The 23,303-nt window shown below is 72.1% G+C and carries 20 protein-coding genes; 8 read left to right on the top strand and 12 right to left on the bottom strand.

From position 1 onward, the window contains the following. Positions 1 to 27: 27 nt before the first annotated feature. Positions 28 to 900 (top strand): alpha/beta fold hydrolase, encoded by an 873-nt coding sequence (locus GCE86_RS27135; protein WP_154229527.1) that lies wholly within the window; start codon positions 28 to 30, stop codon positions 898 to 900. A 9-nt stretch (positions 901 to 909) separates the two neighbouring features. Here the strand turns inward: GCE86_RS27135 and GCE86_RS27130 are convergent, their stop codons facing one another. Continuing rightward, positions 910 to 1,470, bottom strand: coding sequence for a carboxymuconolactone decarboxylase family protein (locus GCE86_RS27130; protein ID WP_154229526.1), 561 nt, complete (start codon positions 1,468 to 1,470; stop codon positions 910 to 912). Between the two features lie 64 nt (positions 1,471 to 1,534). On the opposite strand from GCE86_RS27130, the gene GCE86_RS27125 reads away from it, so the two are divergent. Continuing rightward, complete coding sequence (locus GCE86_RS27125; protein WP_154229525.1) at positions 1,535 to 2,005, top strand: MarR family winged helix-turn-helix transcriptional regulator; 471 nt, start codon at positions 1,535 to 1,537, stop codon at positions 2,003 to 2,005. A 6-nt stretch (positions 2,006 to 2,011) separates the two neighbouring features. Here the strand turns inward: GCE86_RS27125 and GCE86_RS27120 are convergent, their stop codons facing one another. Then, the gene (locus tag GCE86_RS27120; RefSeq protein ID WP_154229524.1) at positions 2,012 to 3,493 is read right to left on the bottom strand and encodes an AAA family ATPase; all 1,482 of its coding nucleotides are present in this window, start codon (positions 3,491 to 3,493) and stop codon (positions 2,012 to 2,014) included. Positions 3,494 to 3,589: 96 nt separating this feature from the next. Here GCE86_RS27120 and GCE86_RS27115 point away from each other — a divergent pair, with 96 nt between their 5' ends. Both GCE86_RS27115 and GCE86_RS27110 read left to right on the top strand, forming a co-directional pair. After that, positions 3,590 to 3,781: a hypothetical protein gene (locus GCE86_RS27115; protein WP_154229523.1), complete on the top strand. Its 192-nt coding sequence runs from the start codon at positions 3,590 to 3,592 to the stop codon at positions 3,779 to 3,781. 91 nt (positions 3,782 to 3,872) lie between these two features. Further along, positions 3,873 to 5,240, top strand: a complete 1,368-nt coding sequence (locus GCE86_RS27110) for a hypothetical protein (RefSeq protein ID WP_154229522.1) — start codon at positions 3,873 to 3,875, stop codon at positions 5,238 to 5,240. Positions 5,241 to 5,296: 56 nt separating this feature from the next. On the opposite strand, the gene ccsB is transcribed toward GCE86_RS27110, so the two are convergent. The 6 genes from ccsB to hemL are packed head-to-tail and all read right to left on the bottom strand — an operon-like array spanning position 5,297 to position 11,312. After that, positions 5,297 to 6,280, bottom strand: a complete 984-nt coding sequence (ccsB, locus tag GCE86_RS27105; protein ID WP_154229521.1) for a c-type cytochrome biogenesis protein CcsB — start codon at positions 6,278 to 6,280, stop codon at positions 5,297 to 5,299. Next, positions 6,280 to 7,902 (bottom strand): cytochrome c biogenesis protein ResB, encoded by a 1,623-nt coding sequence (locus GCE86_RS27100; protein WP_154229520.1) that lies wholly within the window; start codon positions 7,900 to 7,902, stop codon positions 6,280 to 6,282. Before GCE86_RS27100 ends, ccsB begins: the two co-directional genes overlap by 1 nt. Further along, positions 7,902 to 8,750, bottom strand: coding sequence for a cytochrome c biogenesis CcdA family protein (locus GCE86_RS27095; protein WP_154229519.1), 849 nt, complete (start codon positions 8,748 to 8,750; stop codon positions 7,902 to 7,904). The genes GCE86_RS27100 and GCE86_RS27095 overlap by 1 nt, the downstream gene beginning before the upstream one ends. After that, entirely contained in the window at positions 8,750 to 9,322 is a 573-nt protein-coding gene (locus GCE86_RS27090; protein ID WP_154229518.1) for a TlpA family protein disulfide reductase, read from the bottom strand. Before GCE86_RS27090 ends, GCE86_RS27095 begins: the two co-directional genes overlap by 1 nt. Next, complete coding sequence (locus GCE86_RS27085; RefSeq protein ID WP_154229517.1) at positions 9,322 to 9,969, bottom strand: histidine phosphatase family protein; 648 nt, start codon at positions 9,967 to 9,969, stop codon at positions 9,322 to 9,324. The genes GCE86_RS27090 and GCE86_RS27085 overlap by 1 nt, the downstream gene beginning before the upstream one ends. A 5-nt stretch (positions 9,970 to 9,974) precedes the next feature. Further along, positions 9,975 to 11,312 carry a glutamate-1-semialdehyde 2,1-aminomutase gene (hemL, locus tag GCE86_RS27080; RefSeq protein ID WP_154229516.1) on the bottom strand — a complete coding sequence of 446 codons (1,338 nt, stop codon included), beginning with the start codon at positions 11,310 to 11,312 and terminating at the stop codon, positions 9,975 to 9,977. 151 nt (positions 11,313 to 11,463) lie between these two features. Between hemL and GCE86_RS27075 the strand changes: the two genes are divergently transcribed. After that, a complete protein-coding gene (locus GCE86_RS27075) occupies positions 11,464 to 11,796 on the top strand; it encodes an STAS domain-containing protein (protein WP_091261368.1) in 333 nt (110 codons plus the stop codon). 86 nt (positions 11,797 to 11,882) lie between these two features. Here the strand turns inward: GCE86_RS27075 and GCE86_RS27070 are convergent, their stop codons facing one another. Both GCE86_RS27070 and GCE86_RS27065 read right to left on the bottom strand, forming a co-directional pair. After that, positions 11,883 to 13,475, bottom strand: coding sequence for an ABC transporter permease (locus GCE86_RS27070; protein WP_154229515.1), 1,593 nt, complete (start codon positions 13,473 to 13,475; stop codon positions 11,883 to 11,885). After that, positions 13,472 to 14,374, bottom strand: coding sequence for an ABC transporter ATP-binding protein (locus GCE86_RS27065; RefSeq protein WP_154229514.1), 903 nt, complete (start codon positions 14,372 to 14,374; stop codon positions 13,472 to 13,474). Before GCE86_RS27065 ends, GCE86_RS27070 begins: the two co-directional genes overlap by 4 nt. A 67-nt stretch (positions 14,375 to 14,441) precedes the next feature. Here GCE86_RS27065 and GCE86_RS27060 point away from each other — a divergent pair, with 67 nt between their 5' ends. Then, positions 14,442 to 14,963: a GbsR/MarR family transcriptional regulator gene (locus GCE86_RS27060; protein ID WP_239542175.1), complete on the top strand. Its 522-nt coding sequence runs from the start codon at positions 14,442 to 14,444 to the stop codon at positions 14,961 to 14,963. A gap of 5 nt (positions 14,964 to 14,968) precedes the next feature. Here the strand turns inward: GCE86_RS27060 and GCE86_RS27055 are convergent, their stop codons facing one another. Then, positions 14,969 to 15,526, bottom strand: coding sequence for a response regulator (locus tag GCE86_RS27055; protein WP_154229513.1), 558 nt, complete (start codon positions 15,524 to 15,526; stop codon positions 14,969 to 14,971). Beyond that, positions 15,523 to 19,875, bottom strand: coding sequence for a hybrid sensor histidine kinase/response regulator (locus tag GCE86_RS27050; protein ID WP_154229512.1), 4,353 nt, complete (start codon positions 19,873 to 19,875; stop codon positions 15,523 to 15,525). Before GCE86_RS27050 ends, GCE86_RS27055 begins: the two co-directional genes overlap by 4 nt. A 182-nt stretch (positions 19,876 to 20,057) precedes the next feature. Between GCE86_RS27050 and GCE86_RS27045 the strand changes: the two genes are divergently transcribed. Together GCE86_RS27045 and GCE86_RS27040 are read left to right on the top strand one after the other, a co-directional pair. Then, the gene (locus tag GCE86_RS27045; RefSeq protein WP_154229511.1) at positions 20,058 to 22,121 is read left to right on the top strand and encodes a SpoIIE family protein phosphatase; all 2,064 of its coding nucleotides are present in this window, start codon (positions 20,058 to 20,060) and stop codon (positions 22,119 to 22,121) included. A 70-nt stretch (positions 22,122 to 22,191) separates the two neighbouring features. Continuing rightward, positions 22,192 to 23,295 (top strand): IS30 family transposase, encoded by a 1,104-nt coding sequence (locus GCE86_RS27040; protein WP_154229510.1) that lies wholly within the window; start codon positions 22,192 to 22,194, stop codon positions 23,293 to 23,295. Positions 23,296 to 23,303: the final 8 nt, after the last annotated feature.

Below are 23,303 nucleotides of genomic sequence, written 5' to 3'. Positions count from 1 at the left end.
CGAGCCGCCGGACGAGAGGGGGCGTCGATGGGCGACGGACGGGTCCCGGCAGGGTTCACCGAGCAGCGGACCCGGGTCGGTGACGTCACGATCAACCACGTCCGCGGGGGCAGCGGGCCCACCCTGGTGCTGCTCCACGGCTACCCGCAGTGCTGGCGGATGTGGCGGCACCTGCTGCCGGTGCTCGCCGAGTCGTTCGAGGTGGTCGCGCCCGACCTGCGCGGCTTCGGCGACAGCGACGCCCCGACCGACGGCTACGACAAGAAGACCGTCGCCGCCGACCTGCACGGGCTGCTGACCGGGCTCGGCCTGGCCGAGGACATCCGCCTGGTCGGTCACGACCTCGGCACGATGGTCGCCTACGCCTACGCCGCCGCCCATCCCGACCGGGTGTCCCGGCTGGCGCTCACCGAGGCGCCGATCCCCGACGAGAGCATCTACACGATTCCGGCCCTCACCGCCGCCGGCCCGGCCGTGTGGAACTTCGGCTTCTTCAATCTGACCAACGGCCTGCCGGAGCAACTCGTCACCGGCCGGGAACCGCTCTGGGTGGATCGGTTCACCGACTCGATCATGGTCAACAAGGGCAGCATCGGTCCGGAGGAGACGGCGGAGTACGCCCGGCACCTGCGGGACCCGGCCCACCTCTGGGCGAGCTTCGCCTACTTCCGGGCGTTCGGACAGGACGTGGCGGACAACGCCGCGTACCGAGCGACGAAGCTGCCGATGCCGGTCCTCGCCGTCGGTGCCCGGGCCAGCCTCGGTGAGCAGGTGGCCGAGCAGGTCCGGCGGTACGCCGACACGGTCACCGGCGAGGTGGTGGAGGAGTGCGGCCACTGGCTCTTCGAGGAGCGGCCGGCCGATCTGGCGGACCTGCTGCTGCCGTTCCTGCGGAACTGAGGCCGCCGGTCAGGAGGCCGGGGACCAGGCGTACGCGGCCAGCGGCGGGTCGAGCGGGGCGTCGGTGAGCCGGTTGGCGAAGGTCGAGATCGTGTACGTGCCGACGCCGAGCACCACGTCCAGCGCGTGCCGGGGCTGCCAGCCGCCGGCCAGGAAGGCGTCCAGGTCGCCGTCCGGAACCGCGCCCCGGTGGTCGAGGACGGCGACGGTGAACCGGCGCAGCGCCTCCAGGCGCGGGTCGGGCAGGGCGGCGCCGGCCCGCAGCGCCTCGATCAGCTCGGGCGCGGCGCCGTGCCGGGTGAGCGTCGCGGTGTGCATGGCCACGCAGAGGTGGCACTCGTTGCGGGTGGCCACGGTCAGCACCACGACCTCCCGGGCGACCGGGTCGAGGTCGGTGGATTCGAAGACGGCGTTGGCGGTGAGGAAGCCCTTGAGCAGTTCGGGCGACTCGGCCATGAGGGCCACCGCGCCGGGCAGGTGGCCGAGCTTGCGGTGGACCGTGGCCATCGTCGGCCGGGCGGCGGCGGGCGCGGTGTCGGGCGTGTGGGCGGTGAAGACCGGACGGGACATGACGGGTACCCCTCACGTACGATAGTCAACGTGGTTGACGAAATAGTAAACGGGGTTGTCGAACATGGCAACGCCTGACCGCCCGGGCTTCGTGCTCCCACTGCTCCTGCTCGCCGGCTTCCGCACGCTCATCGACGACCTGCACGCCGAACTGGCCCGGCAGGGGCACCCCGAGCTGCGGCCGGCACACGGCTTCGTGCTCCAGGCCGTCGGCAACGCCGGCACCACCGCCTCCGACCTGGGCCAGCGCCTGGGCGTCTCGAAGCAGGCGGCCGGCAAGACGGTGGACCGGCTGGTCGCGCTCGGCTACCTGGAACGCGCCGACGACCCCGCCGACGCCCGGCGCAAGCTGGTCCGGATGACGGCGAAGGGCCACGACGGGCTGCGCCGCTCGGTGGTCGTCTTCGACGAACTGCGCGACCGCTGGGCGGCGACCCTGGGCGCGGGCCGGGTCGCGGCCATCGAGGACGACCTGCGCCGGATGGTCCCGTCCGACGTCTTCCGCCTCGACGTCCCCGGCTGGTTCGGCGGGTGAATTGCCTCAGTCGCCGTAGAGGCGGGAGGGATCCAGCAGGACCACATCCGCCCGGGCCGATGCCGTCTCGCCGAGCCCCTCGGTGAAGCCCTGGCCGCTCGCCAGCAGCAACCTGGTGTCAGTCGTGTCGAATCCCGGCCGCCGGACGAGCAGCTCCCTGATCCGCTCCAACCGCTCCAGATCCGCCCTCCCCAGCTGCCTTCCCCACTTGACCTCACCGATCGCGAGCAACGGGCGCGGCCCGTCCCCCAGCGGTGGTTCGCCGAGGGCGACCAGGTCGAGTTCGTGGCTGGTCCGGCTTGCCGGGTCGGTGAGCGTGGCAGCGCTCGCCTCCGCGACGAGCCCACTGAGAGTGTCGGGATCGGCGAAGCGCACGGCCCACTGCCGGACGATCTCCTCGAAGCGGGGCCCGAGGACAGCGCTGGCGTACCGGCGCTGGGACCGGCGCCAGACATCCGCGCCCCGGCGCTGCTCGAGCGCCGTCCAGGCCGGTCGCATGATCGCCTGGTAGAAGGTGATCAGCGGTTCGGTGATCCGGTAGCTGCTGCGGCCGCTCCGGAGCGGATCAGGTTCCCGCAGCAACAGGCCAGCGTCCTCCAGCACGGTCAGCGGGTGCTGCAGATCGTTGGCCTTCCGCCCGATGTAGCCCGCGATGCCACCGCGGCTGGCGTTGCCCTCGGCGACGGCGGCGAGGACGGAGTGATACAGCGCGGTGTCCCGGAGGTCTGGATCCTCGGCCAGCAGATAGCGAGCCTCGCGGAACAGCGGACGGGCTGGATTCAGCACCGCCCGCACGACCCAGTCGTCGAAGTCGTCCGGGCCGGCGGGCGCGTCGTCCTGGACGTACTCCCGGCGGTACGCGGGGGTGCCGCCGACGATGGCGAAGACCCGGACCGCCAGCCGGGGATCCTCGATCTGCCAGAAGGCGGCGGCGGCCCGATAGTCCAGAGGCTGTACCGGCAGTTCCAACCCGGCGCGCCCGCGCAGCGGCGCCGATCCGGCGAGCAGGCCACCCATGAAGGAGAGCGCCGACCCGCACAGCAGCAGCCGCGTGCGGGACTCCGTGCGCTCCGGGCGCCCTGGGGTCAGCGCGTGCTGGATGATCGAGGGCAGGTCCCTTGCAGCGCGCACGAGGTACGGAAACTCGTCCAGAACGACAGTCACCGGGCGGTCCCGCCCCAGTGCGAGCAGGGCGTCGATGGCGGCACCCCAGTCGGCGAGGTGGACCGGACCGGGAGCGCCCGTGTGCGCGCCCAGCGCGCCCCCCAGGCGGCGGAGCGACTCGGTCTCCGTCGCCTCGGTGGCGCCGAAGTAGAAGCCGCCGCTGACCCGCGCCAGCTCGTACAGCAACAGCGTCTTGCCTTGACGCCAGCGTCCGCTGACCACGCCGAGGGTGGCACCGGGCCGTTCATCTGCGACGAACCGGGCCAGTTCGCCCCACTCGACGTCCCGATCGAAGATCTCCGTCGGCTTTACCGGAAGCGCCACATCGCCACCGCATCTCGTAGAACTACATTTCTTAGAAGTGTAGTCCTACATTTTGCGGTCCCGCTCAGTGCCGCGCCGTTCTGCCACGATGAGCGAATGGACGCGTACGTGGTGGGTGATCCGGACGGGCTCAGCCCCTTGCAGGCCGAGATCCGGGACGCGGTGGCCCGCGAGCTGCACGCTCAGTTCGCGTTGCGGGCCGACCGCCTCGACCTGGCCGACCTGCCGGAGGTGGCGTACCAGGTGACCCTCCGGGTCGTCGACCTGCTGGGCCGGCGAAGACCGTAGAGCCGGGCAGCTTCCGTCGGCTCATCTCCGTAGGATCAGCGCGCCGTCCGGCCGACCAGCCCGGACGGCCCACCGTCCTTCGAGGAGTTCGATGAGACCACTGCGCGCTTCTCGCGCGATCCAGGCCGGCGCCGTCGCGATGGCCACCCTGGGCGCGGTCACCGCCCTGCCCACCCCTGCGTCGGCCGACACCGGCCCTGGCTGGGTGAGCGGCTGGCTCGGCGACACCGTCGTCGGCACGGCCGGCGCACCCGCCCGCACCGCCGCCCTCTCCATCAGCAGCAGCACCGACGCCCTCCACCCGCGGACCACGTTCGACCTGTCCGGCCTGGCCGGCGTCGCCACCGCCACCTTCCCGGACTGGTGCGTCAGCGACGCCGACTCGGTCACCTGCCCGATGCCCCCGGACGCCACCACGGACGAGTGGGGCACGGTCAACGGAACGATGCCGATCGTGCTCCGTGCCGCCCCGGGAGCCGCCGACGGAGCCAGCGGCGCCATCGGCTACACCACCCTGGCCGACGGCCTCGACGGCTGGGCACAGCAGGCGACGGTGACGGTGCACGCCGGACCGGACGCGATCGACCTGGTCGACCGGTACGTCGACAACGCCGGCACCGGCGACCGGCTGGCCATGCCGGTGGCGTTGGTGAGCTCCGGCGACCAGGCCGTGGACGGCCTGCGCATCACCCTGCGCTTCCCGGTAGGGCTGGAACCCGCCGCCTACCGGAACTGTCGGTACGGCGCCGGCGACCAACTGAGCACCATCGTCGTCTGCACCGTCACCGACCAGCTCGCCCCCGGCCGCCGCTACGAGGTGCCGGGCGGGTTCGCCACCACGGTCGGGCCGGAGGCGATCGGCGACAAGCGGATCATGCAGAGCGTGGCGCCCACCGCCACGGCGGGGCCACTGCCCACCGGCGTGACGTTCGGCAAGCGGCAGGCCGACCAGCCGCTGCGGCTGCGCCAGGTCGGCGACCCGGTGGACGTGATCGGCCCCGAGCACCAGTCTCCGTCCGGCCAGTACTTCCTGCGGGCGATCCACGGGGCGTACGACGTCGTCGCCCTGGGGGCGGCGGCCACCGGTGTACCCGGCGACAGCGTCCAGGTCCAGGTCGGCCTGCGCAACGACGGCCCCGGCGTGCCGGACGGCACGGTCTCCGGTGACAGCGCGGCGCGGCTCGTCTTCACGCCGCCAGCCGGCACGGCGGTGACCAGGTCCCCGTCGGCCTGCTGGCCGATCGGGGGCGACGAGGAGGCCACCGAGGAGTCGGTGCCGAGCGGCTGGTACTGCACCAGGCCCGGTGGGGTCTTCCCAGCGGGCGAGACCTGGCTCCTCGACTTCGACCTGCGAGTTGACGGCCCGCTCGGTGCGCCCGGCGAGGTCCGTCGCGCGGACAACTTCCCCCGGGTGGATGACCACCCGGCCAACGACGCCGCACCGGTGACCCTGAGCTGACCCGGAAACCGCGACCGCCGGGAGCCACGCGGCTCCCGGCGGTCAGCGCGGACGGCTCAGTTGACGCCGGCGTAGGAGTGCAGGCCGGTGAAGAAGAAGTTGACCCCGAACAGGTTCATGAGCATGGTCAGGAAGCCCACGACCGAGATCCAGGTGGCCACGTTGCGCTTGACGCTCGGGGTGGCCCGGGCGTGCAGGTAGCCCGCGTAGACCACCCAGGAGATGAACGCCCAGGTCTCCTTCGGGTCCCAGCCCCAGGCCCGGCCCCAGGCCGCCTCGGCCCAGATCGCACCGGCGATCACCGCGAAGGTGAAGACCGGGAAGGCGAAGGCGTGCAGCGTGAAGGTCAGCCGCTCCAGGCCGGCCGCCGCCGGCAGCCGCCGGGCCAGGGTGTACGGGAAGCTGCGCTTCCCCTGCTCCCAGCCGGCCCGCATGAGGTAGGCCACGGCCGGCACCACGCCCAGCAGGAAGATGCCGGAGGCGAAGATGATCGTCGACACGTGGATGATGAACCAGTAGGACTGGAGCGCCGGCATGAGCGGCACGACCTGCACATAGAGCTTCAGCTCGGCGAACGCCAGCAGCAGCACCATGACCAGGGTCAGGAAGAGCCCGAGCCGGCGCAGCGACGGCTGCTTCCAGAGCACCGCGAGCCAGGCCGCCGCCCCGATCCAGGTGACCGTCAGCACGAACTCGTACATGTTGCCCCAGGGCATCCGCTCGGCGGCGATGCCCCGGGTCACGACCGCGCCCAGGTGCAGCGCGGCGGCGAGCGCGGTGAGCCAGGCGGCGATCCGCCCGGCCAGCTCGGCCCGCGCGGTGGAGCGGTCGGCGCGGGTGCCGGCCGGCGGGACCGGGGTGGCCGACTCCTCGACCGTCCCGCCGGTGGAGCCCACACCGGCGCCCACGAGCTCCCGGGCCGGGGCCGCGGCCGGCACCTTCCGGGCGTTACCCAGGGCGTACTCGACGGCGTGGCTGATCATCGCGACCAGGTACGCCAGGATCGCGAACGTGACCAGCTGGTCGGAGAGTGCGGACATCACTCTTCTCCTTCTCGCGCCCGCGGGTCGTCCCGCCCGTCGTCGCTGACCGCGGCGACGAGCTGTGCGAACTCGTCGGCGAACCCTGGATGCTCGGTGCGCGGCAGCCCACCGGCCTCCACCAAACTACTACCGCTCGTCGGAGATCCACCCACCGGGGGTGAAACCCGGAACCAGACCCGTCGCCGCCGGGCGAAGAGCGAGCCCATGAGCCCGAGCAGCAGCGTCACGCAGGCGACCAGCAGCAGCGTCTGACCGGGGGCGTACCGCACCGAGATGTTGACGTAGGGCTTCGTGCCCACGAACTCGAGCGTGCTGCCGTCGTCGAGGGTCCACTTCTCGCCGGGGCGCAGCAGCTTCTCGCCGACCTGCTTGAGCTTGCCGTTGTCGATCTGCCGCTGGTCGAGCTTGTAGACCGAGCCGGGGATTCCCGCGTCCAGACCGAGGTTGCCCCGGTACGCGACCAGGAAGATCCCCGGGTTGCGCTCCTCCGGCCAGGTCGAGCGGTTGAACGGCCCCTCGTCCGGCGTGGTGGGCATGTAGATGCCGTCGAACGCGACCTGCTGGTCCGGGGCGCGGGTGCGGGTCTTCGGGTCGACGTTCGCGTCCGGGAAGGCGGCGACGCCCTCCTCCGTGACGGTGGCGTCGCCGGTGGTCAGAAACGGCTCGTCGCTGGTCTGGCTGCGGCCGTACCGGTCGGTGTACCGGAGGACGGGCGCGTAACCGTGGCCGAGCAGGTAGACGTTGGCCGAGCCGAGCCGCAGCGGTGAGTTGACCGAGAAGCTCTCGGCCCGCACCGGCCGGCCGTCGAGGTGGTCGACCGTGACGGTGGCCGCGTAGCGCGACGGCTGCCCGCTCGACAGGTACCGCGCGTCGAACCGGTCCAGGGTGAGGCAGAACGGCGGCAGGTCGGCGCTGTCCACCCGCGGGCCGAGCGTCGCCTCCGCGTACTGCTGCCTGCTGTTGCAGAAGGCGTTGTCCGCGCCGGCCGTGAGCAGCTTGTTGCCGTGCCAGCCGTACCACGACCCGGTCGCGACCCCGAGCAGGACGGCGACCAGCGAGACGTGGAAGAGCAGGTTGCCGGTCTCCTTGAGGTAGCCCTTCTCGGCGGAGACCTCGTTGCCGCGGACGGTGACCCGCCAGCGGCGGCGGCGCAGCACCGCCGCGATGGCCTCCGGGTCGGCGGCGGCCGGGGCCTCCAGCACCGCGTGCTGGGGCAGCCGCTCCAGCCGCTTGGGAGCGGCGGGCGGCCGCATCCGCAGCGCGCGGACGTGGTCGCGGGCCCGGGGCAGGATGCAGCCGATCAGCGAGGTGAACAGCAGCAGGTAGATGGCGGAGAACCAGACCGAGCCGAACACCTCGAACATGCCGAGCTGCTGGAGCCGGGGCGCCAGGTCGGGGTGGTCGACGAAGTACTGGTTGACCTTCTCGGGGCTGACCCCGCGCTGCGGCAGGACCGAGCCGGGGATGGCGGCGATGGCCAGCAGGAAGAGCAGGATCAGCGCCGTACGCATGCTGGTGAGCTGCCGCCACGAGTTGCGCAGCAGGGCCAGCACGGGGTTGACCCGTCGCCGGGGCGCGCCGGCGGGCGGCGCGGCCGGCCGGTCGTCCACGGTCGTCATCAGATGCTCACCTCGCCCACGCCCACGTGCGTCTGCAGCCAGATCACGAAGTCCTGCCAGCCGCCGGTGACCAGCGCCACGCCGATCAGGATCAAGAGCGCACCGCCGATCCGGGTCACCCAGCGGCTGTTGCGCCGGACGGCGCGGAACACCCCGAGCAGGCGGTGGAAGCCCAGCCCGAAGACGACGAACGGTACCCCCAGCCCGAGGCAGTACGCCACGGCGAGCAGCACGGCCCGGTCGGTCCGCCCGTCGACGGTGGCCATGCCGAGCACGGCCCCGAGGGTCGGGCCGGTGCACGGCAGCCAGCTCAGCGCGAAGACCGCGCCGAGCACCGGGGCGCCGAGCAGCCCGGCGGCGGGGAGCCGCCGGATGCGGAACTCGCGCTGCAGCCCGGGGATCACGCCCAGGTAGCCGAGGCCGAGCACGACGACCAGGGCGCCGATGACGATCTCCAACGTGCGCTCGTACTGGAAGAAGAGCCTGCCGACGCTGGAGAAGAGGATCGCGGTCGCGACGAACACGGCGGTGAAGCCGGCGATGAAGAGCATCGTCCCGGCCAGCACCCGCCCCTTGACGGCGACCGCCGACCGGGTGGCCGGTGGCGCCGCCAGGGCGACCCCCGCGCCGCCGGAGGGGTTGACCTGGGGCCTGTCCTCGACCGGGTCCTTCCGTGCAGTCCGGCCCTCCAGGTCCGCGCCGGCCAGCCCGGTGACGTACGACAGGTAGCCGGGCATCAGCGGCAGGACGCACGGGGACAGGAAGCTGACCAGCCCGGCGAGCGCCGCGGCGCCGACGGCCAGCAGCAGCGGGCCGGACTCGGCGAGCTGGCGGAAGGTCTCGCCCATCAGCGGGAACCGGACGCGGGCTGCTCGGCCGCGATCCGCTCGACGATGGGCTGGAGTTCGTCGCGGGTGATCGCCCGGCGGATCACCACGGCGACCCGGCCGTCCCGGTCGAGGACGACGGTCGCCGGGGTGGTGTTGGGCGGGATGTCGAAGTTGAGCGCCTGCCGGCTGGCCGGGTCGAAGAGGCTCGGGTAGGTGACCCGGCCCTCCTCGAAGGCGATCGCCTTGTCCTTGCTGTCCTGCACGTTGATGCCGAGGAAGGTCACGCCGGACGCCTTGGTGGCCTGGTACGCCGCCTCCAGGTCGTCGACCTCGGCCCGGCAGGGCGCGCACCAGGAGCCCCAGAAGTTGACCACGACGACCTGGCCGCGGGCCTGGGAGATGTCGTAGCTGCCGCCGGTGAGCAGCTCACCGCTCACCTTCGGCGTCTTCGACCGCTGGTCGGGTGCGCAGGTGATGGTGACGCCGTCGCTCGCGCAGCGGCTCTCCTCGCTACCGGAGGAGCAGCCGGCCAGCGCCGTCACGGCGGTGACGGCGGCGAGCAGGGCGGCGACGAGCCTCCGGCTGGGCATCAGGCTCCCTTGGCCGTCCGCGCGGTCGGCGAGATCGAGACCAGGTGGGCCGCGGGCTCGGAGTAGCCGATGCCGACGATCTTGGCGCCGTCGAAGTGGAACGAGGTGAGGCTGGCCAGGCCGCACTGCCGCTTGCGCGGGTCGTGCCAGAGCCGCTTGCGCTCGACGTAGCGGCGCAGGGTCCAGATGGGGAGCTGGTGGGAGACGAGCACGGCCTCCCGGCCCTCGGCGGCGATCCGGGCGGCGTGCAGCGCGGCGAACATCCGCTCGGCGATCACCCGGTAGGCCTCGCCCCAGGACGGGGTCACCGGGTCGCGCAGCACCCACCAGTTGCGCGGGTCGCGGAACGAGCCGTCGCCCGGCGAGACCCTCTTGCCCTCGAACCAGTTCGCGCTCTCGATGAGCCGCTCGTCCACCCCGACCGGCAGGCCGAACTGGGCGGCGATCGGCTCGGCGGTCTGCTGGGCACGCTCGAGCGGGCTGGCCACCACGTGCACCACGGTGCGCTCGGCGAGCGCCTGCGCGGCCGCCTTGGCCATCTGGACGCCCAGCTCGGAGAGGCGGAAGCCGGGCAGCCGGCCGTAGAGGATCCCGTCCGGGTTGTGCACCTCGCCGTGCCGCAGCACGTGGACCACCGTCTCGCTCACGATTGCTACCCCCCGTGTCCCGCTGCTGCCGCCGCGTTCGCCGCCCCGGGCAGGGCCGCGGCGATCTGCTCCAGGGCGGCGTCGTCGATCGCCGCCGACACGAACCACGACTCGAACGCGCTCGGCGGCAGGTAGACGCCGGCGGCAAGCATGGCGTGGAAGAACGCCTTGAACGCCGGCACCTGCTGGGTACGCGCGCTGTCGTAGTCGGCCACGTCGGCGTCGGTGAAGAAGATCGAGAACATGTTGCCCGCGTACGACAGCCGGTGCGGGACCCCCGCGGCGGCCAGCGCCTCGGTGGCGAGCTTGCCCACGGCGGCGGCCGTCTCGTCGAGGCGGCGGTAGAGGGCGTCGTCGGCCAGCCGCAGCGTGGCCAGGCCGGCGGCGCAGGCCAGCGGGTTACCGGAGAGCGTGCCGGCCTGGTAGACCGGGCCGGCCGGAGCCAGCTTCGCCATGATCTCCGCGCGCCCGCCGAACGCCGCGGCGGGCAGGCCACCACCCATGACCTTCCCGTACGTCCACAGGTCGGCGTCGGAGGGGTCGAGGCCGTGCCAGCCGGCGCGGGAGACCCGGAACCCGGTCATGACCTCGTCGACGATCAGCAGCGCGCCGTGCGCGTGGGCGATCCGGGCGAGCTGCTGGTTGAAGTCACCGCGCGGGGCGATCACGCCCATGTTGCCGGCGGCCGCCTCGGTGATGATCGCCGCGATGTGCGGGCCCTCGGCGGCGAAGACCTCCTCGACGGCGCGCAGGTCGTTGTACGGCAGCACGATGGTGTCGCCCGCCGCCGCCCCCGTCACGCCCGGCGAATCGGGCAGCCCGAAGGTGGCCACGCCCGAGCCGGCGGCGGCGAGCAGCGCGTCGGAGTGGCCGTGGTAGCAGCCGGAGAACTTGACGATCTTGGCCCGGCCGGTGAAGCCGCGGGCCAGCCGGATCGCCGACATGGTCGCCTCGGTGCCCGAGTTGACCAGGCGGACCTGCTCCACCGGGGTACGCGCGACGATCTCCGCGGCCAGGTCGACCTCACCCGGGGTCGGGGTGCCGAAGCTGGTACCCAGGGCGGCCGCCTCGCGCAGCGCCTCGACCACCGCCGGGTGGGCGTGACCGAGGATCAGCGGGCCCCAGGAGCAGACCAGGTCGACGTAGCGGCGACCGTCGGCGTCGAAGAGCCAGGGCCCCTCCCCCCGGACCATGAAGCGCGGGGTGCCGCCGACGGCACGGAACGCGCGCACGGGGGAGTTGACCCCGCCGGGCACGATGGCCTTGGCGCGGTCGAACAGGGCCTCGGAGGCCGGTGCGTCGGCCGGGTAGCGGCCGGATCCGGCGGAAAAGGTATCGGTCACGATGCCGCCATTGTGTCAGCGCCGGGCGGCTGATCGGCAGGCACCCCGCACCGAGGGTTACCGGGCTCACGCCCTCGTCCGTTCGGCGTGGGCCAGCGACCGGCGGGTCGCTCGACGGGCCCGTTGGTCGAGATCGCGATAGGCTGACCGGGTGGATCGTGCCGAACTGTCCATCACGCTACACCGGACGGGTGACGAAGCCGTGCTTCGCCTCGCCGGTGAGATCGACATGCTCACGGCCGCCCAGCTGTCGACGGTCGTCAACGAGGTGCTGGCTGATCCCCCGCCGCGCATCGTGCTCGACCTGGGCGGGGTCACCTTCTGTGACTCGCAGGGGCTCGGCACCCTCGTGGTGCTCAGCCGTAAGGCCAGTCACGCCCAGAGCCTGCTGGTCCTGAGCAACGTCGGCGACTTCCTCCTGCGGGTCCTGGACATCACCGGCCTCCGCTCAGCCCTGATGATCCGCAACGAAACCGCCCCCTGAGGCGCCTCTTCTCGCGTCGATCATGAGGTTGACGGCGATGTGGATCTCCACAGGTGCCGCCAACCTCATGATCAACGGGGCGGGGGTCAGGTGACCGGGACGTCGCGGCGGCGGAAGGCCGTCAGGCCGGCTGCCGCCAGGGCCAGGGCCACCAGGGCCAGAGCCACCAGCGGGGTTGCGCTCCAGGTGTCCCGGAGGACCTGCGGGGTGTGCGTGAACGGGGACACGTCCAGCAGCCACTGGTCGAGTTCGAGCACCGCGCCGAGCTGGCCGAGCAGCACACAGACCGCCAGCACCGCCCAGGTCACCGGGGCGAGCCGGGGCAGCAGGCCGTAGAGCAGCACGGCGAGCCCGGCCAGCACCCAGGCGGCGGGCACCTGGGCCAGCCCCAGACCGAGCATCCGGCCCAGCTCCCGGGGCACGTCGTGCACGCTGAGGCCGTACGTCAGGCCGGTGGCCAGGCCGGTCACGGCGAGCACCACGACGGGGCCGATCAGCGCGAACACAACGTGTGACAGCACCCAGGTAGAGCGGTGCGTGCCGGTGGCGAGCACCGGTTCGGCGTGCCCGGCGGACTCCTCGGCGCGCATCCGCAGCGCGGCCTGGATGCCGTAGCCCGCCGCGGCCAGCCCGGCCAGACTGAGCGTGGCGCCCAGGTAGGCGTCGGCCAGGCCGGACGCCCCGCCGATCCGGGCCATGATGTCCTCCAGCTGCGGGTTGCCCTCAACCGAGCGGCCGGCCGCCTCCGCGGCGCCGCCCAGGATCAGCCCGAGCAGGCCGAAGCCGACCGACCACCAGAGGATCTGCCCGCGGTGCAGCCGCCAGGCCAGCCCGAACGGTCCGGCGAGCCCCCGGCCGGCGCCGGCCGGCCCGAGCCGGGGCGGCAGCACCCCCGCGCCCAGGTCGCGGCGGACCGAGACCGGGTACGCGACCGCGGCGAGCAGCGCCGACGCGAGCAGCGGCAGCGCCAGCACCCACCACCGCTCACCCTCGAACGGCCGGATCCGGGGCGCCCAGCCCAGCGGGGAGAGCCAGCTCGGCCAGTCGTTGCTGGCCGTGTCACCGACCATCCGCAGCGCGAACGCGGCGCCGAGGACGGCGATGCCGATGCCCCGTGCCCCGCCCGCCGTCTCGGTGAGCTGGGCGGCCAGCCCTCCGAGGGTGGCGAAGACCACGCCGGTGAGCGCGGCGCCGAGGCCGTACGCCCAGGAGCCGGCGGCCGGCAGCCCGGTGGACGCCAGCCCGGCCGCGCTGAGCAGGCCGAGCACCAGGTCGGCCGCGTACGTGACGAGCAGCGCGGCGGTCAGCCCGGCGTGCCGGCCCAGCACCGCCCCACCGAGCAGCTCCCGCCGGCCGGCCTCCTCCTCGACGCGGGTGTGCCGGATCACGGTGAGCAGGCTGGCCAGCGCGACGATGACCAGCAGGAAGCCGCACCGCTGGGCGGTCAGCGCGCCGACGCTCTCCCCGTAGACCGGGCCGAGCAGCGCGACGATCGAGGGGTTGCGGGCGGTGCCGGCGGCGTACGCGGCCCGCTCGGCGTCGGTTGGGAACAGCTCGAAGAAGCTGGTCGCGTACGTCATGGGCAGCACGGCGAGGACCAGCACCCAGAGCGGGAGCACGAGGCGGTCCCGCCGCAGGACCAGCCGGGCCAGGTGCCACGTGCCAGTGAAGGTGCTCATGCGCTCAGCTCCTCGGGAACCGCCTCGTAGTGCCGCAGGAACAGCTCCTCCAGCGTGGGCGGCGTGCTGACCAGGCTGCGGACGCCCAGTTCGGTGAGGCGCCGCAGGGCGACGTCCAGCGCCGCGGAGTCCACGTCGAAGCGCACCCGGTTGCCGTCCACCCGCAGGTCGTGCACGCCGGCCAGGTCGGCCAGCCCGTCGAGCGGGGCGGCCACCTCGGCGTCGATCGAGGTGCGGTGCAGGTGGCGCAGCTCGGTGAGGGTGCCGGACTCGACGGCGCGGCCGTTCCGGATGATCGTCACCCGGTCGCAGAGCGCCTCCACCTCGGCCAGGATGTGGCTGGAGAGCAGCACGGTGCGTCCGTCCTGCTTGGCCCGGCGTACCCAGTGCTGGAAGACCTCCTCCATGAGGGGGTCGAGCCCGGAGGTGGGCTCGTCGAGGATGAGCAGCTCGACGTCGGAGGCGAGCGCCGCGACCAGGCCGACCTTCTGCCGGTTGCCCTTGGAGTAGGCCCGGCCCTTCTTGCGCGGGTCCAGCTCGAAGGACTCCAGCAGCTCGGCCCGGCGCTTCGGGTCGAGCCCGCCGCGCAGCCGGCCGAGCAGGTCGATCACCTCGCCGCCGCTCAGGTTGGGCCAGAGGGTGACGTCGCCGGGCACGTACGCGAGCCGGCGGTGCAGGGCGACGGCGTCCCGCCAGGGGTCGCCGCCGAGCAGCCGGACGGCCCCCGCGTCCGCCCGCAGCAGACCGAGCAGCACCCGGATCGTGGTCGACTTGCCGGAGCCGTTGGGGCCCAGGAAGCCGTGCACCTCGCCGGCGCGGACGGTCAGGTCGAGTCCGTCGAGGGCTCGGGTGCGGCCGAAGGTCTTCACCAGGCCGGACACCTCAATGGGAGTTTCCATACTTCGGAAGCTACGCTCGTTTCACAAACTTGTGAAGACAGTGAGATCTGAGAGACGATCAGGTGTGATGAGCGAGACGACACCCATGACCGAGCCGCCCGGCCGGGACGAGGAAGAGGTCCACCTCTTCGTCGAACGGATGGCGATGGCCTTCGCGGAGGTCGGCTTCCCCCGGATGGCCGGCCGGGTGCTGTTCACGGTGATGAGCGCCGACGAGCCGCTGACCGCCGCCGAGATCGCCGAGCGGCTGGGGGTGAGCGCGGCGGCCGTTTCCGGCGCCGTGCGCTACCTCACCCAGTTCGCCATGCTGGTCCGCGAGCCCGTCAAGGGCTCCCGCCGGGACCGCTACCGGATGCCGGCCAACCCCTGGTACGAGGCCACCATCACCAAGACCGGCCTCTACAAGAACTTCATCGACATCGCCAACGGCGGGGTGGACGCGCTGTTGGGCCGGGACACCCCGGCGGGCGAGCGCGTGGCCGAGATGCGGGACTTCTTCCTCTTCGTACAGGAGGAGATCGACGCCCTCGGCGAACGATGGCGGGCCCGGCGCGCCGCGACGGGACACGGCGACCGGGCCGACGCCTGAGCGCCTCAGGCGTTGTTGCCCCAGCGGGCCTGCTCCAGCAGGTCCACCGCACGCTCCCGGGACTCGGGATCGTCGGCGCCGCGCAGCAGCGCGGTCGCCTCGTCGACCGCGTCGGTGAGCACCCGCCACTGCGCGTCGCGCTCCCGCACCAGGTCCGACTGGGCGGCGAGCTGCCGGGTCTTCACCCACAGCTCGACGAACACCGACACCTTCGCCCGCAGCACCCACGGGTCGAAGGGCTTGGTCAGGTAGTCCACGGCGCCGACCGCGTAGCCCCGCAGGGCGAGCTGGGCGTCCTTGTCCGCGGCGGTGAGGAAGATGATCGGCACGTGCCGGGTCCGTTCGCGCCGCTTGATGTGGGTGGCGGTCTCGAAGCCGTCCATGTCCGGCATCTGGGCGTCCAGCAGGATCACCGCGAAGTCGTCCACCAGGAGCTGCTTGAGCGCCGCCTCGCCGCTCTCGACGGCGACCGACTGCACCGGCAGCCCCTGGAGGATCGCCTCCAGGGCCATCAGATTCTCCCGCCGGTCGTCCACCAGCAGCGCCTTGGCCATCTGGGTCACGGATTCTCCTCGCCTCGGCTCCGGCCGATCCAGGACGCCATCAGCTCGATGAGCTCGTCCAGATCCACCGGTTTGGTGATGTAGTCGCTGCCCCCGGCCGCGATCGCCGACTCCCGGTCACCGGGCATGGCCTTCGCCGTCAGGAACACGATGGGCAGGTCCGCGAAGCGGTGGTTGCGGCGGATCTGCGCGGTCGTCTCGTAGCCGTCCTGGTCCGGCATCATCGCGTCCATCAACACGATGTCCACCTCCGGATGCTCGGCCAGTTGGCGAACGCCGTCCGCCCCGTTGTCCGAGTACAACACGGTCATACCGTGGAGTTCCAACGCGGAGGTCAGCGCGAACACGTTCCGGACGTCGTCGTCGATGATCAGAACGGTCACGCCCTCCAGCCGGCGGGTCGCCGGAGTCTCCTGCGGCTGCGGCAGCTCCATGGGCATGAGCAGGGAAGACGGCAGGCCCGCGCGCTGCGGCGAGGGTGGCGCCGGCGCCACCACCGCGTCCGGTGCCAGCACATCGGGTACGAAGAGGGTGAACGTCGACCCCTGCCCGGGCGCGGAGGACACGGTGATCGTGCCGCCGAGCAGGCGGGCCAGGTCCCGGCTGATCGACAGGCCCAGGCCCGTGCCGCCGTAACGCCGGCTCGTGGTGCCGTCGGCCTGCTGGAACGCCTCGAAGATCAGCGAGAGCTTGTCGTCCGAGATGCCGATGCCGGTGTCGATCACGGTGAACGCGATGACCTGCCGGGCGTTGGTCAGCGCCGGCACGTCGAACACCGCGTTCTCGGCGGCCGGCGCGATGCGCAGGGTGACCGCGCCGTTGTCGGTGAACTTCACCGCGTTGGAGAGCAGGTTGCGCAGGATCTGCTGCAACCGCTGGGCGTCGGTGACCAGCGCCGGCGGCAGATCCTTGCTGATGCGTACCTGGAAGTCGAGGCCCTTCTCCTCGGCCTGCGGCGCGAACGCCTGCTCGACGTAGCTGCGGATCTCCGAGAAGTGGATCTCGGTCGGCTCCACGTCCATCCGGCCCGCCTCGATCTTCGACAGGTCGAGGATGTCGTCGATCAGGGAGAGCAGGTCCGACCCGGCGCCGTGGATGGTCCGGGCGAACTCGATCTGCTTCGGGCTCAGGTTCTGCTCCGGGTTCTCGGCGAGCAGCCGGGCCAGCAGGAGCAGCGAGTTCAACGGCGTACGCAGCTCGTGGCTCATGTTGGCCAGGAACTCCGACTTGTACGCCGACGCCCGGGTGAGCTGCTGCGCCTTCTCCTCCAGGCCGAGCCGGGCCAGCTCGATCTCCCGGTTCTGCGTCTCGATGTTGGTCTTCTGCTCGGAGAGCAGCTTCGCCTTGTCCTCCAGTTCGGCGTTGGTGCGCTGGAGCTCCGCCGACTGTTCCTGCATCTCGTGCGCCAGCCGCTGCGACTGCGCGAGCAGTTCCTCCGTACGCCGGTTGGCCTGGATCGTGTTGACCGCGACGCCGATGGTGAGCACGAGCCGCTCCAGGAACGCCAGGTGCAGCTCGGAGAAGGTGGTCACGCCGGCGAACTCGATCACGCCGAGCAGCTCGCCCTCGAAGAGGACCGGCAGCACCACGAGGTCGGCCGGGGGCGTCTCGGCCAGGCCGGAACGGAGCACCAGGCGCCCGTCGGGCTGGGTGTTGACCCGGATGGTCCGCCGGGACAGGGCGGCCTGCCCGACCAGCCCCTCGCCCGGCCCGAAGGTCACGTCGTGCCCGCGGGCGACGTAACCGTAGGAGGCGGTGAGCCGCAGCCGCATGCTGCCCTCGGAGCTGTCCGCCAGGAAGAACGCGCCGAGCTGCGCGTCGACCAGCGGGGTCACCTCCATCATGATCATGCGGCAGACCTCGCCGAGGTCCCGCTGGCCCTGGAGCAGGCCACCGATGCGGGCCAGGTTCGAGTCGAGCCAGCCCTGCTCGGCGTTCTTCTTGGTCGTCTCCCGGAGGGTGACGATCATCTGGTTGATGTTGTCCTTCAGCTCGGCGACCTCGCCCTGCGCCTTCACGCTGATCCGCTGGGTCAGGTCACCCCGGGTCACCGACGTGGAGACCTGGGAGATCGCCCGGAGCTGGGTGGTCAGGGTCGAGGCGAGCTGGTTGACGTTCTCGGTGAGGTCGCGCCAGGTGCCGCTGACCCCCTTCACCTGGGCCTGGCCGCCCAGCTTGCCCTCGATACCGACCTCGCGGGCCACCCGGGTGACCTCGTCGGCGAACGAGGAGAGCTGGTCGACCATGGTGTTGACGGTGTTCTTCAGCTCCAGGATCTCGCCCTGCGCGTCCACCGTGATCTTCTGGCCCAGGTCGCCCTTGGCGACGGCCGTGGTGACCGAGGCGATGTTCCGCACCTGGCTGGTCAGGTTCGACGCCATCGAGTTCACGTTGTCGGTCAGGTCCCGCCAGGTGCCGGAGACACCCTTCACCTGCGCCTGACCGCCCAGCTTGCCCTCGGTGCCCACCTCGCGGGCCACCCGCGTCACCTCGTCGGCGAACGACGACAGCTGGTCCACCATCGTGTTGACCGTCGACTTCAGCTCCAGGATCTCGCCCTGCGCGTCCACCGTGATCTTCTGCGACAGGTCACCCTTGGCCACCGCCGTCGACACCTGGGCGATGTTCCGCACCTGAGCGGTCAGGTTCGACGCCATCGAGTTCACGTTGTCCGTGAGGTCGCGCCAGGTGCCGGCGACGCCGCGTACCTGGGCCTGGCCGCCGAGCTTGCCCTCGGTGCCCACCTCGCGGGCCACCCGGGTCACCTCGTCGGCGAACGACGACAGCTGGTCCACCATCGTGTTGACCGTCGACTTCAGCTCCAGGATCTCGCCCCGGGCGTCCACCGTGATCTTCTGCGACAGGTCGCCCTTGGCGACGGCGGTGGTGACCGAGGCGATGTTCCGCACCTGGCTGGTCAGGTTCGACGCCATCGAGTTCACGTTGTCGGTCAGGTCCCGCCAGGTGCCGGAGACACCCTTCACCTGCGCCTGGCCGCCGAGCTTGCCCTCCGTGCCCACTTCGCGGGCCACACGCGTGACCTCGTCGGCGAACGAGGAGAGCTGGTCGACCATGGTGTTCACGGTGTTCTTCAGCTCCAGGATCTCGCCCTGCGCGTCCACCGTGATCTTCTGCGACAGGTCGCCCTTGGCCACCGCCGTCGACACCTGCGAGATGTTCCGCACCTGGCTGGTCAGGTTGCCGGCGAGCTGGTTCACGTTCTCGGTCAGGTCCCGCCAGGTGCCGGAGACCCCGCGTACCTGGGCCTGGCCGCCCAGCTTGCCCTCGATGCCCACCTCGCGGGCCACCCGGGTCACCTCGTCGGCGAACGACGACAGCTGGTCGACCATCGTGTTCACGGTGTCCTTCAGCTCCAGGATCTCGCCCTGGGCGGCCACCGTGATCTTCTGGGAGAGGTCACCGCGGGCCACCGCCGTGGAGACCTGGGCGATGTTGCGGACCTGGCTGGTCAGGTTCGACGCCATCGAGTTGACGCTGTCGGTGAGGTCCTTCCACGTGCCGGCCACGTTCGGCACGTCCGCCTGGCCGCCGAGCTTGCCCTCGGTGCCCACCTCGCGGGCCACCCGGGTCACCTGCTCGGCGAAGAGCCGCAGTGTGTCGGTGAGCGAGTTCATCGTGTCGGCCAGCTCGGCCACCTCGCCGCGCGCGCCGACCGTGATCTTCTGCGACAGGTCACCCTTCGCCACGGCCGTCGCCACCTGCGAGATCGACCGCACCTGGCCGGTGAGGTTCGACGCCATGGTGTTCACCGAGTCGGTGAGGTCCTTCCAGGTGCCGGCGACGCCGCGCACGTCCGCCTGGCCGCCCAGCTTGCCCTCGGTGCCCACCTCCCGGGCCACCCGGGTCACCTCGTCGGCGAACGACGACAGCTGGTCGACCATCGTGTTCACGGTCCGCCCGATGCGCAGGTACTCACCGCGCAGCGGCCGGCCGTCGATCTCCAGCGCCATGTGCTGGGACAGGTCGCCGTCGGCCACCGCCACGATCACCCGGGCGATCTCCGTGGTCGGGCGGCCCAGGTCGTCGATCAGCGAGTTGACCGCCCGCTGCCCCTCGGCCCAGGAGCCGTCCAGGCCCTCGTCGTCGAGCCGTTCGGTGAGCCGGCCGTCGCGGCCGACCACCCGGCTGATCCGGCGCAGGTCCAGGTGCTGCCGCTCCTGGAGCGACACCACGTCGTTGAAGGAGTCCGCCACCTCGCCCGCCAGGCCGGCCCGTCGGGGCAGGCGGACCCGGAGGTCGCCGCGACGGACCCGTCGCAGCGCCTCGACCAGCTCACCGAGGAGCACCTCGTGGTCGTCCCCGGCTACCTGTTGTTTCGCCGTGGTCATTCAGTTCCTCGCTCAGCTCGGGGGCCATCAGGCTCGTGCCGACACGCGGCCATCCCACCATTCTGCCGCGTGTCACGTCGAGGGCGGCGACGCCGAGCTGACGCCGCGCCCGATCTGTCCCACGCCGACCGGATCGGCCGAGCGGCTTGGCACCCGGGGCGGCGGCGGTGGAGGATACGAAGGTGTCAGCGGAGGCGGGGCCGGCCATGAACGGCGGGTCGGACAAGCACGTCCGGCAGGTTCGCCTTCCCGCCGACCGGCGCACGCCCGCGGCCGCCCGTGCCCTCGTACGGTCCGTGCTCGCCGAGGCGGACCTGCCCGAGCTGCTCAACGAGGCGCTCCTGCTGACCACCGAACTCACCACGAACGCGGTCGAGCACGCGCGCACCGAACTGGACATCGAGGTCGAAGCCGACGCGGCGGGGCTCACCGTCACGGTGACCGACTTCGCCTCCGGCCCGGTCGACGAGCTGATGGTCGGCGTCCGCAACACCACCTCCGACATCACCGAGGTGGCCGAGCGCGGCCGGGGGCTGCTGCTGGTCGACCACTTCGCCAGCCGGTGGGGCACGACCTACCTGCCCACGGGCAAGGGGGTCTGGTTCCGGCTCGACCGGCCCGGCCTCGGTGCGACCTCCCAGCCGGCCGAGGCGCGCCCGGTGCCCACCACCACCGCACCGACCGACGGGGGCAGCCCGAGCGCCGCCGCGATGAGCGAGCTCATGCAGACCACCCCCGACCCGTACGCGGACGACCCGCTGCCCGAGTTCGCCGCCGGGCTGCTGAGCCGGGTCGCCGAGATGGTGGGAGCGGCCGGCGGCGTGGTGCGGCTGGACCGCGGCGACGGGCAGGGCAGCCAGGTGCTCGCCCGCTACGGCCGGCAGCCCCGCGAGGGCAACGAGCTGCTGCGCGTCCCGCTCGCCGTGCACCGCCCCTACGCCGGGGAGCTGGAGCTGGATGCGGCGCCGTCGGCGTACGCCCGGCCGCTCGCGGTGCTGGCCGCCGAGCGGCTCTCCCTGCACCTGGAGAACGACCGGCTGCGCCGGGCCGACGTACGCCGGTCGGCCTGGCTGACCTTCCTGGCCGAGGCGAGCGAACTGCTGGCCCAGTCGCTGGACGTCGAGCTGACCATGGCGCTCGTCCCGCAGCTCGTGGTGCCCCGGCTCGGCCAGTGGTGCGCCGTGCACACCACCGACGAGTGGGGGCGGCTGCGGCTCGCCGCGGCCAGCCACGCCGACGAGGCGGTGCTGCCGCAGCTGCACCGGGTGCTCCAGGAGACCGGGCCCGACTCGATCCAGGCCCGGCTGCGGGAGGCGTCGCGGAGCGCCGCGCAGGTGCCGCTCAGCGGGCCGATGGAGGGCTTCGCCGTACCCCTGATCGCCCGCGGTCAGCGGCTCGGCACCCTGGCCGTGGGCCGCCACCAGCGGCACCGGCACGACCCCGACGAGGTCTCGGTGCTGGAGGACGTGGCCCGGCGGGCCGCCCTGGCCATCGAGAACGCCCGGATCCACGCCGAGCGCCGGCGGGTCGCGCAGACCCTCCAGCAGTCGCTGCTGCCGCCGGTGCTCCCCGTGGTCGAGGGCATCGGCTTCGCCGCCGAGTACGTCCCGACCGGCGACGACGCCGAGGTCGGCGGCGACTTCTACGACGTGGTGCCGCTGCCGGACGGCCGCTGGCTCGTGGTGGTCGGCGACGTCTCCGGCAAGGGCGTGCAGGCGGCGGCGGTGACCGGGCTGGTCCGGGACGTGATCCGGGTGCTGGTCGGCGACGGCAAGCCGCTGCCGGAGGTGCTCGGCCGGCTCAACGAGACGCTGGTCGAGCGCGGTGGTGGCCGCTACTGCACGCTGGCGCTGGCGGCGGTCGGGCCGGGCGACGGCGACCAGCTCGACGTCTCCCTGCACCTGGCCGGGCACGACCGGCCCGTACTGCTGCACGGTGGCGGCGGGGCGGGCTTCGTCGGCACCGGCGGCACGGCCCTCGGGCTGCTCGACTCGATCGCCACCCCGACCGCCGAGCTCGTGCTCGAGCCGGGTGACGCACTGATCTTCTTCACCGACGGGGTAACCGAGCGGCGGCGCGGCCGGGAGCTGTTCGGCACCGACCGCCTGCGCGAGGCGGCGGCACCCCTGGCCGGCTACTCGGCGGACGTGGTCGCGGCCCGCCTCCGCGCCACCACGATCGCCTTCTCGGTGGAACCCCCACGCGACGACATAGCCATCCTGGTCCTCCGCAACGACGCCCTCTGACCGGCCAGCGGGCGGTCACCGTCGATCATGAGGTTGGCGGCAGTCCGTGCCCGGTGGTTTCTAGGGTTCAGTGCAACTGATCTTGGTTGTGCTGGGGGGTGTGGTGGCCAGACCGGGTGTGTTGACGTTTGGGCATCGGCAGGTGTTGGAGCATCTGTGGGGTGCGGGTCAGACGATCACGCAGATCGCGGGGCTTCTTGGGGTGCCGGTGTGCACGGTGTCGCGGGAGGTGGCGCGGAACAACAGCGCGCGGCACGGGACGAAGAATCCGCTCGGGCGGTTGTTGCCGCCGGGGCGGGCTCGCCGGCCGTATCGGTGGGGGTATCAGGCGCAGTGGGCGCAGCGGCGCTCGGACGCGGCCCGGTGTCGGCCTAAGGCGGCGAAGTTGGATCGGGGTGGGCGGCTGCGTGAGGTGGTGGCGGGCAGACTGGCACGCAGGTGGTCTCCGCAGCAGATCGCCGCGTGGTTGCGGGCCACGTTTGCTGACCGGCCGGAGTTGTGGGTGTCGCACGAAACGATCTATCAGGCGATCTATGTGCAGTCGCGGGGAAGCCTGCGGGAGGAGTTGACTCGGCAGGTCGCGTTGCGGTCCGGTCGGGCCGACCGGCGCCCTCAGGCACGGGCCGCGGGCGCGCTGCGTTCCCGGCGACCGTGGATCGGTGACCTGCACATCAGCGCCCGCCCCGCCGAAGCCGATGATCGGGCCGTGCCCGGACACTGGGAAGGCGACCTGGTCATCGGCAAGGCCGGCAAGTCCGCCATCGTCACCCTCGTGGAACGGGCTACCCGCTATGTGATGCTCGGGGCCCTCCCGCAGGGCCGTGACACCGAGGCCGTCATCACCGTGCTCACCAGCCTGACCCAGCGACTGCCCGCACATCTACGCCGCTCCCTGACCTGGGACCAGGGCAACGAACTGGCCGCCCACGCCCAGTTCACCGTCACCACCGGCTGCCCGGTCTACTTCTGCGACCCCCACAGCCCCTGGCAACGCGGCACCAACGAAAACACCAACGGACTGCTACGCCAGTACTTCCCCAAAGGCAGCTACGACTTCCGCACCATCGACCAACCCGGCCTCGACGAAGTCGCCCACGAACTGAACACCCGACCCCGCCAAACGCTCGGCTGGGACACCCCAGCCGAGCGTCTCGATCAACTCATCGCCAGCTAACGATTGCA

The organism is Micromonospora terminaliae, from assembly GCF_009671205.1.
Classification (GTDB): Bacteria; Actinomycetota; Actinomycetes; order Mycobacteriales; family Micromonosporaceae; genus Micromonospora; species Micromonospora terminaliae.
This window is presented reverse-complemented; position numbering and strand designations above follow the sequence as displayed.

Coding starts and splice junctions, on each gene's coding strand:
- GCE86_RS27135 (WP_154229527.1), top strand. CDS start 28: ATGGGCGACGGACGGGTCCCGGCAGGGTTCACCGAGCAGCGGACCCGG.
- GCE86_RS27060 (WP_239542175.1), top strand. CDS start 14,442: ATGAGCGAGACGACACCCATGACCGAGCCGCCCGGCCGGGACGAGGAA.
- GCE86_RS27115 (WP_154229523.1), top strand. CDS start 3,590: ATGGACGCGTACGTGGTGGGTGATCCGGACGGGCTCAGCCCCTTGCAG.
- GCE86_RS27110 (WP_154229522.1), top strand. CDS start 3,873: ATGAGACCACTGCGCGCTTCTCGCGCGATCCAGGCCGGCGCCGTCGCG.
- GCE86_RS27090 (WP_154229518.1), bottom strand. CDS start 9,322: ATGCCCAGCCGGAGGCTCGTCGCCGCCCTGCTCGCCGCCGTCACCGCC.
- GCE86_RS27065 (WP_154229514.1), bottom strand. CDS start 14,374: ATGGAAACTCCCATTGAGGTGTCCGGCCTGGTGAAGACCTTCGGCCGC.
- ccsB (WP_154229521.1), bottom strand. CDS start 6,280: ATGTCCGCACTCTCCGACCAGCTGGTCACGTTCGCGATCCTGGCGTAC.
- GCE86_RS27050 (WP_154229512.1), bottom strand. CDS start 19,875: ATGACCACGGCGAAACAACAGGTAGCCGGGGACGACCACGAGGTGCTC.
- GCE86_RS27125 (WP_154229525.1), top strand. CDS start 1,535: ATGGCAACGCCTGACCGCCCGGGCTTCGTGCTCCCACTGCTCCTGCTC.
- GCE86_RS27100 (WP_154229520.1), bottom strand. CDS start 7,902: ATGACGACCGTGGACGACCGGCCGGCCGCGCCGCCCGCCGGCGCGCCC.
- GCE86_RS27130 (WP_154229526.1), bottom strand. CDS start 1,470: ATGTCCCGTCCGGTCTTCACCGCCCACACGCCCGACACCGCGCCCGCC.
- GCE86_RS27095 (WP_154229519.1), bottom strand. CDS start 8,750: ATGGGCGAGACCTTCCGCCAGCTCGCCGAGTCCGGCCCGCTGCTGCTG.
- GCE86_RS27070 (WP_154229515.1), bottom strand. CDS start 13,475: ATGAGCACCTTCACTGGCACGTGGCACCTGGCCCGGCTGGTCCTGCGG.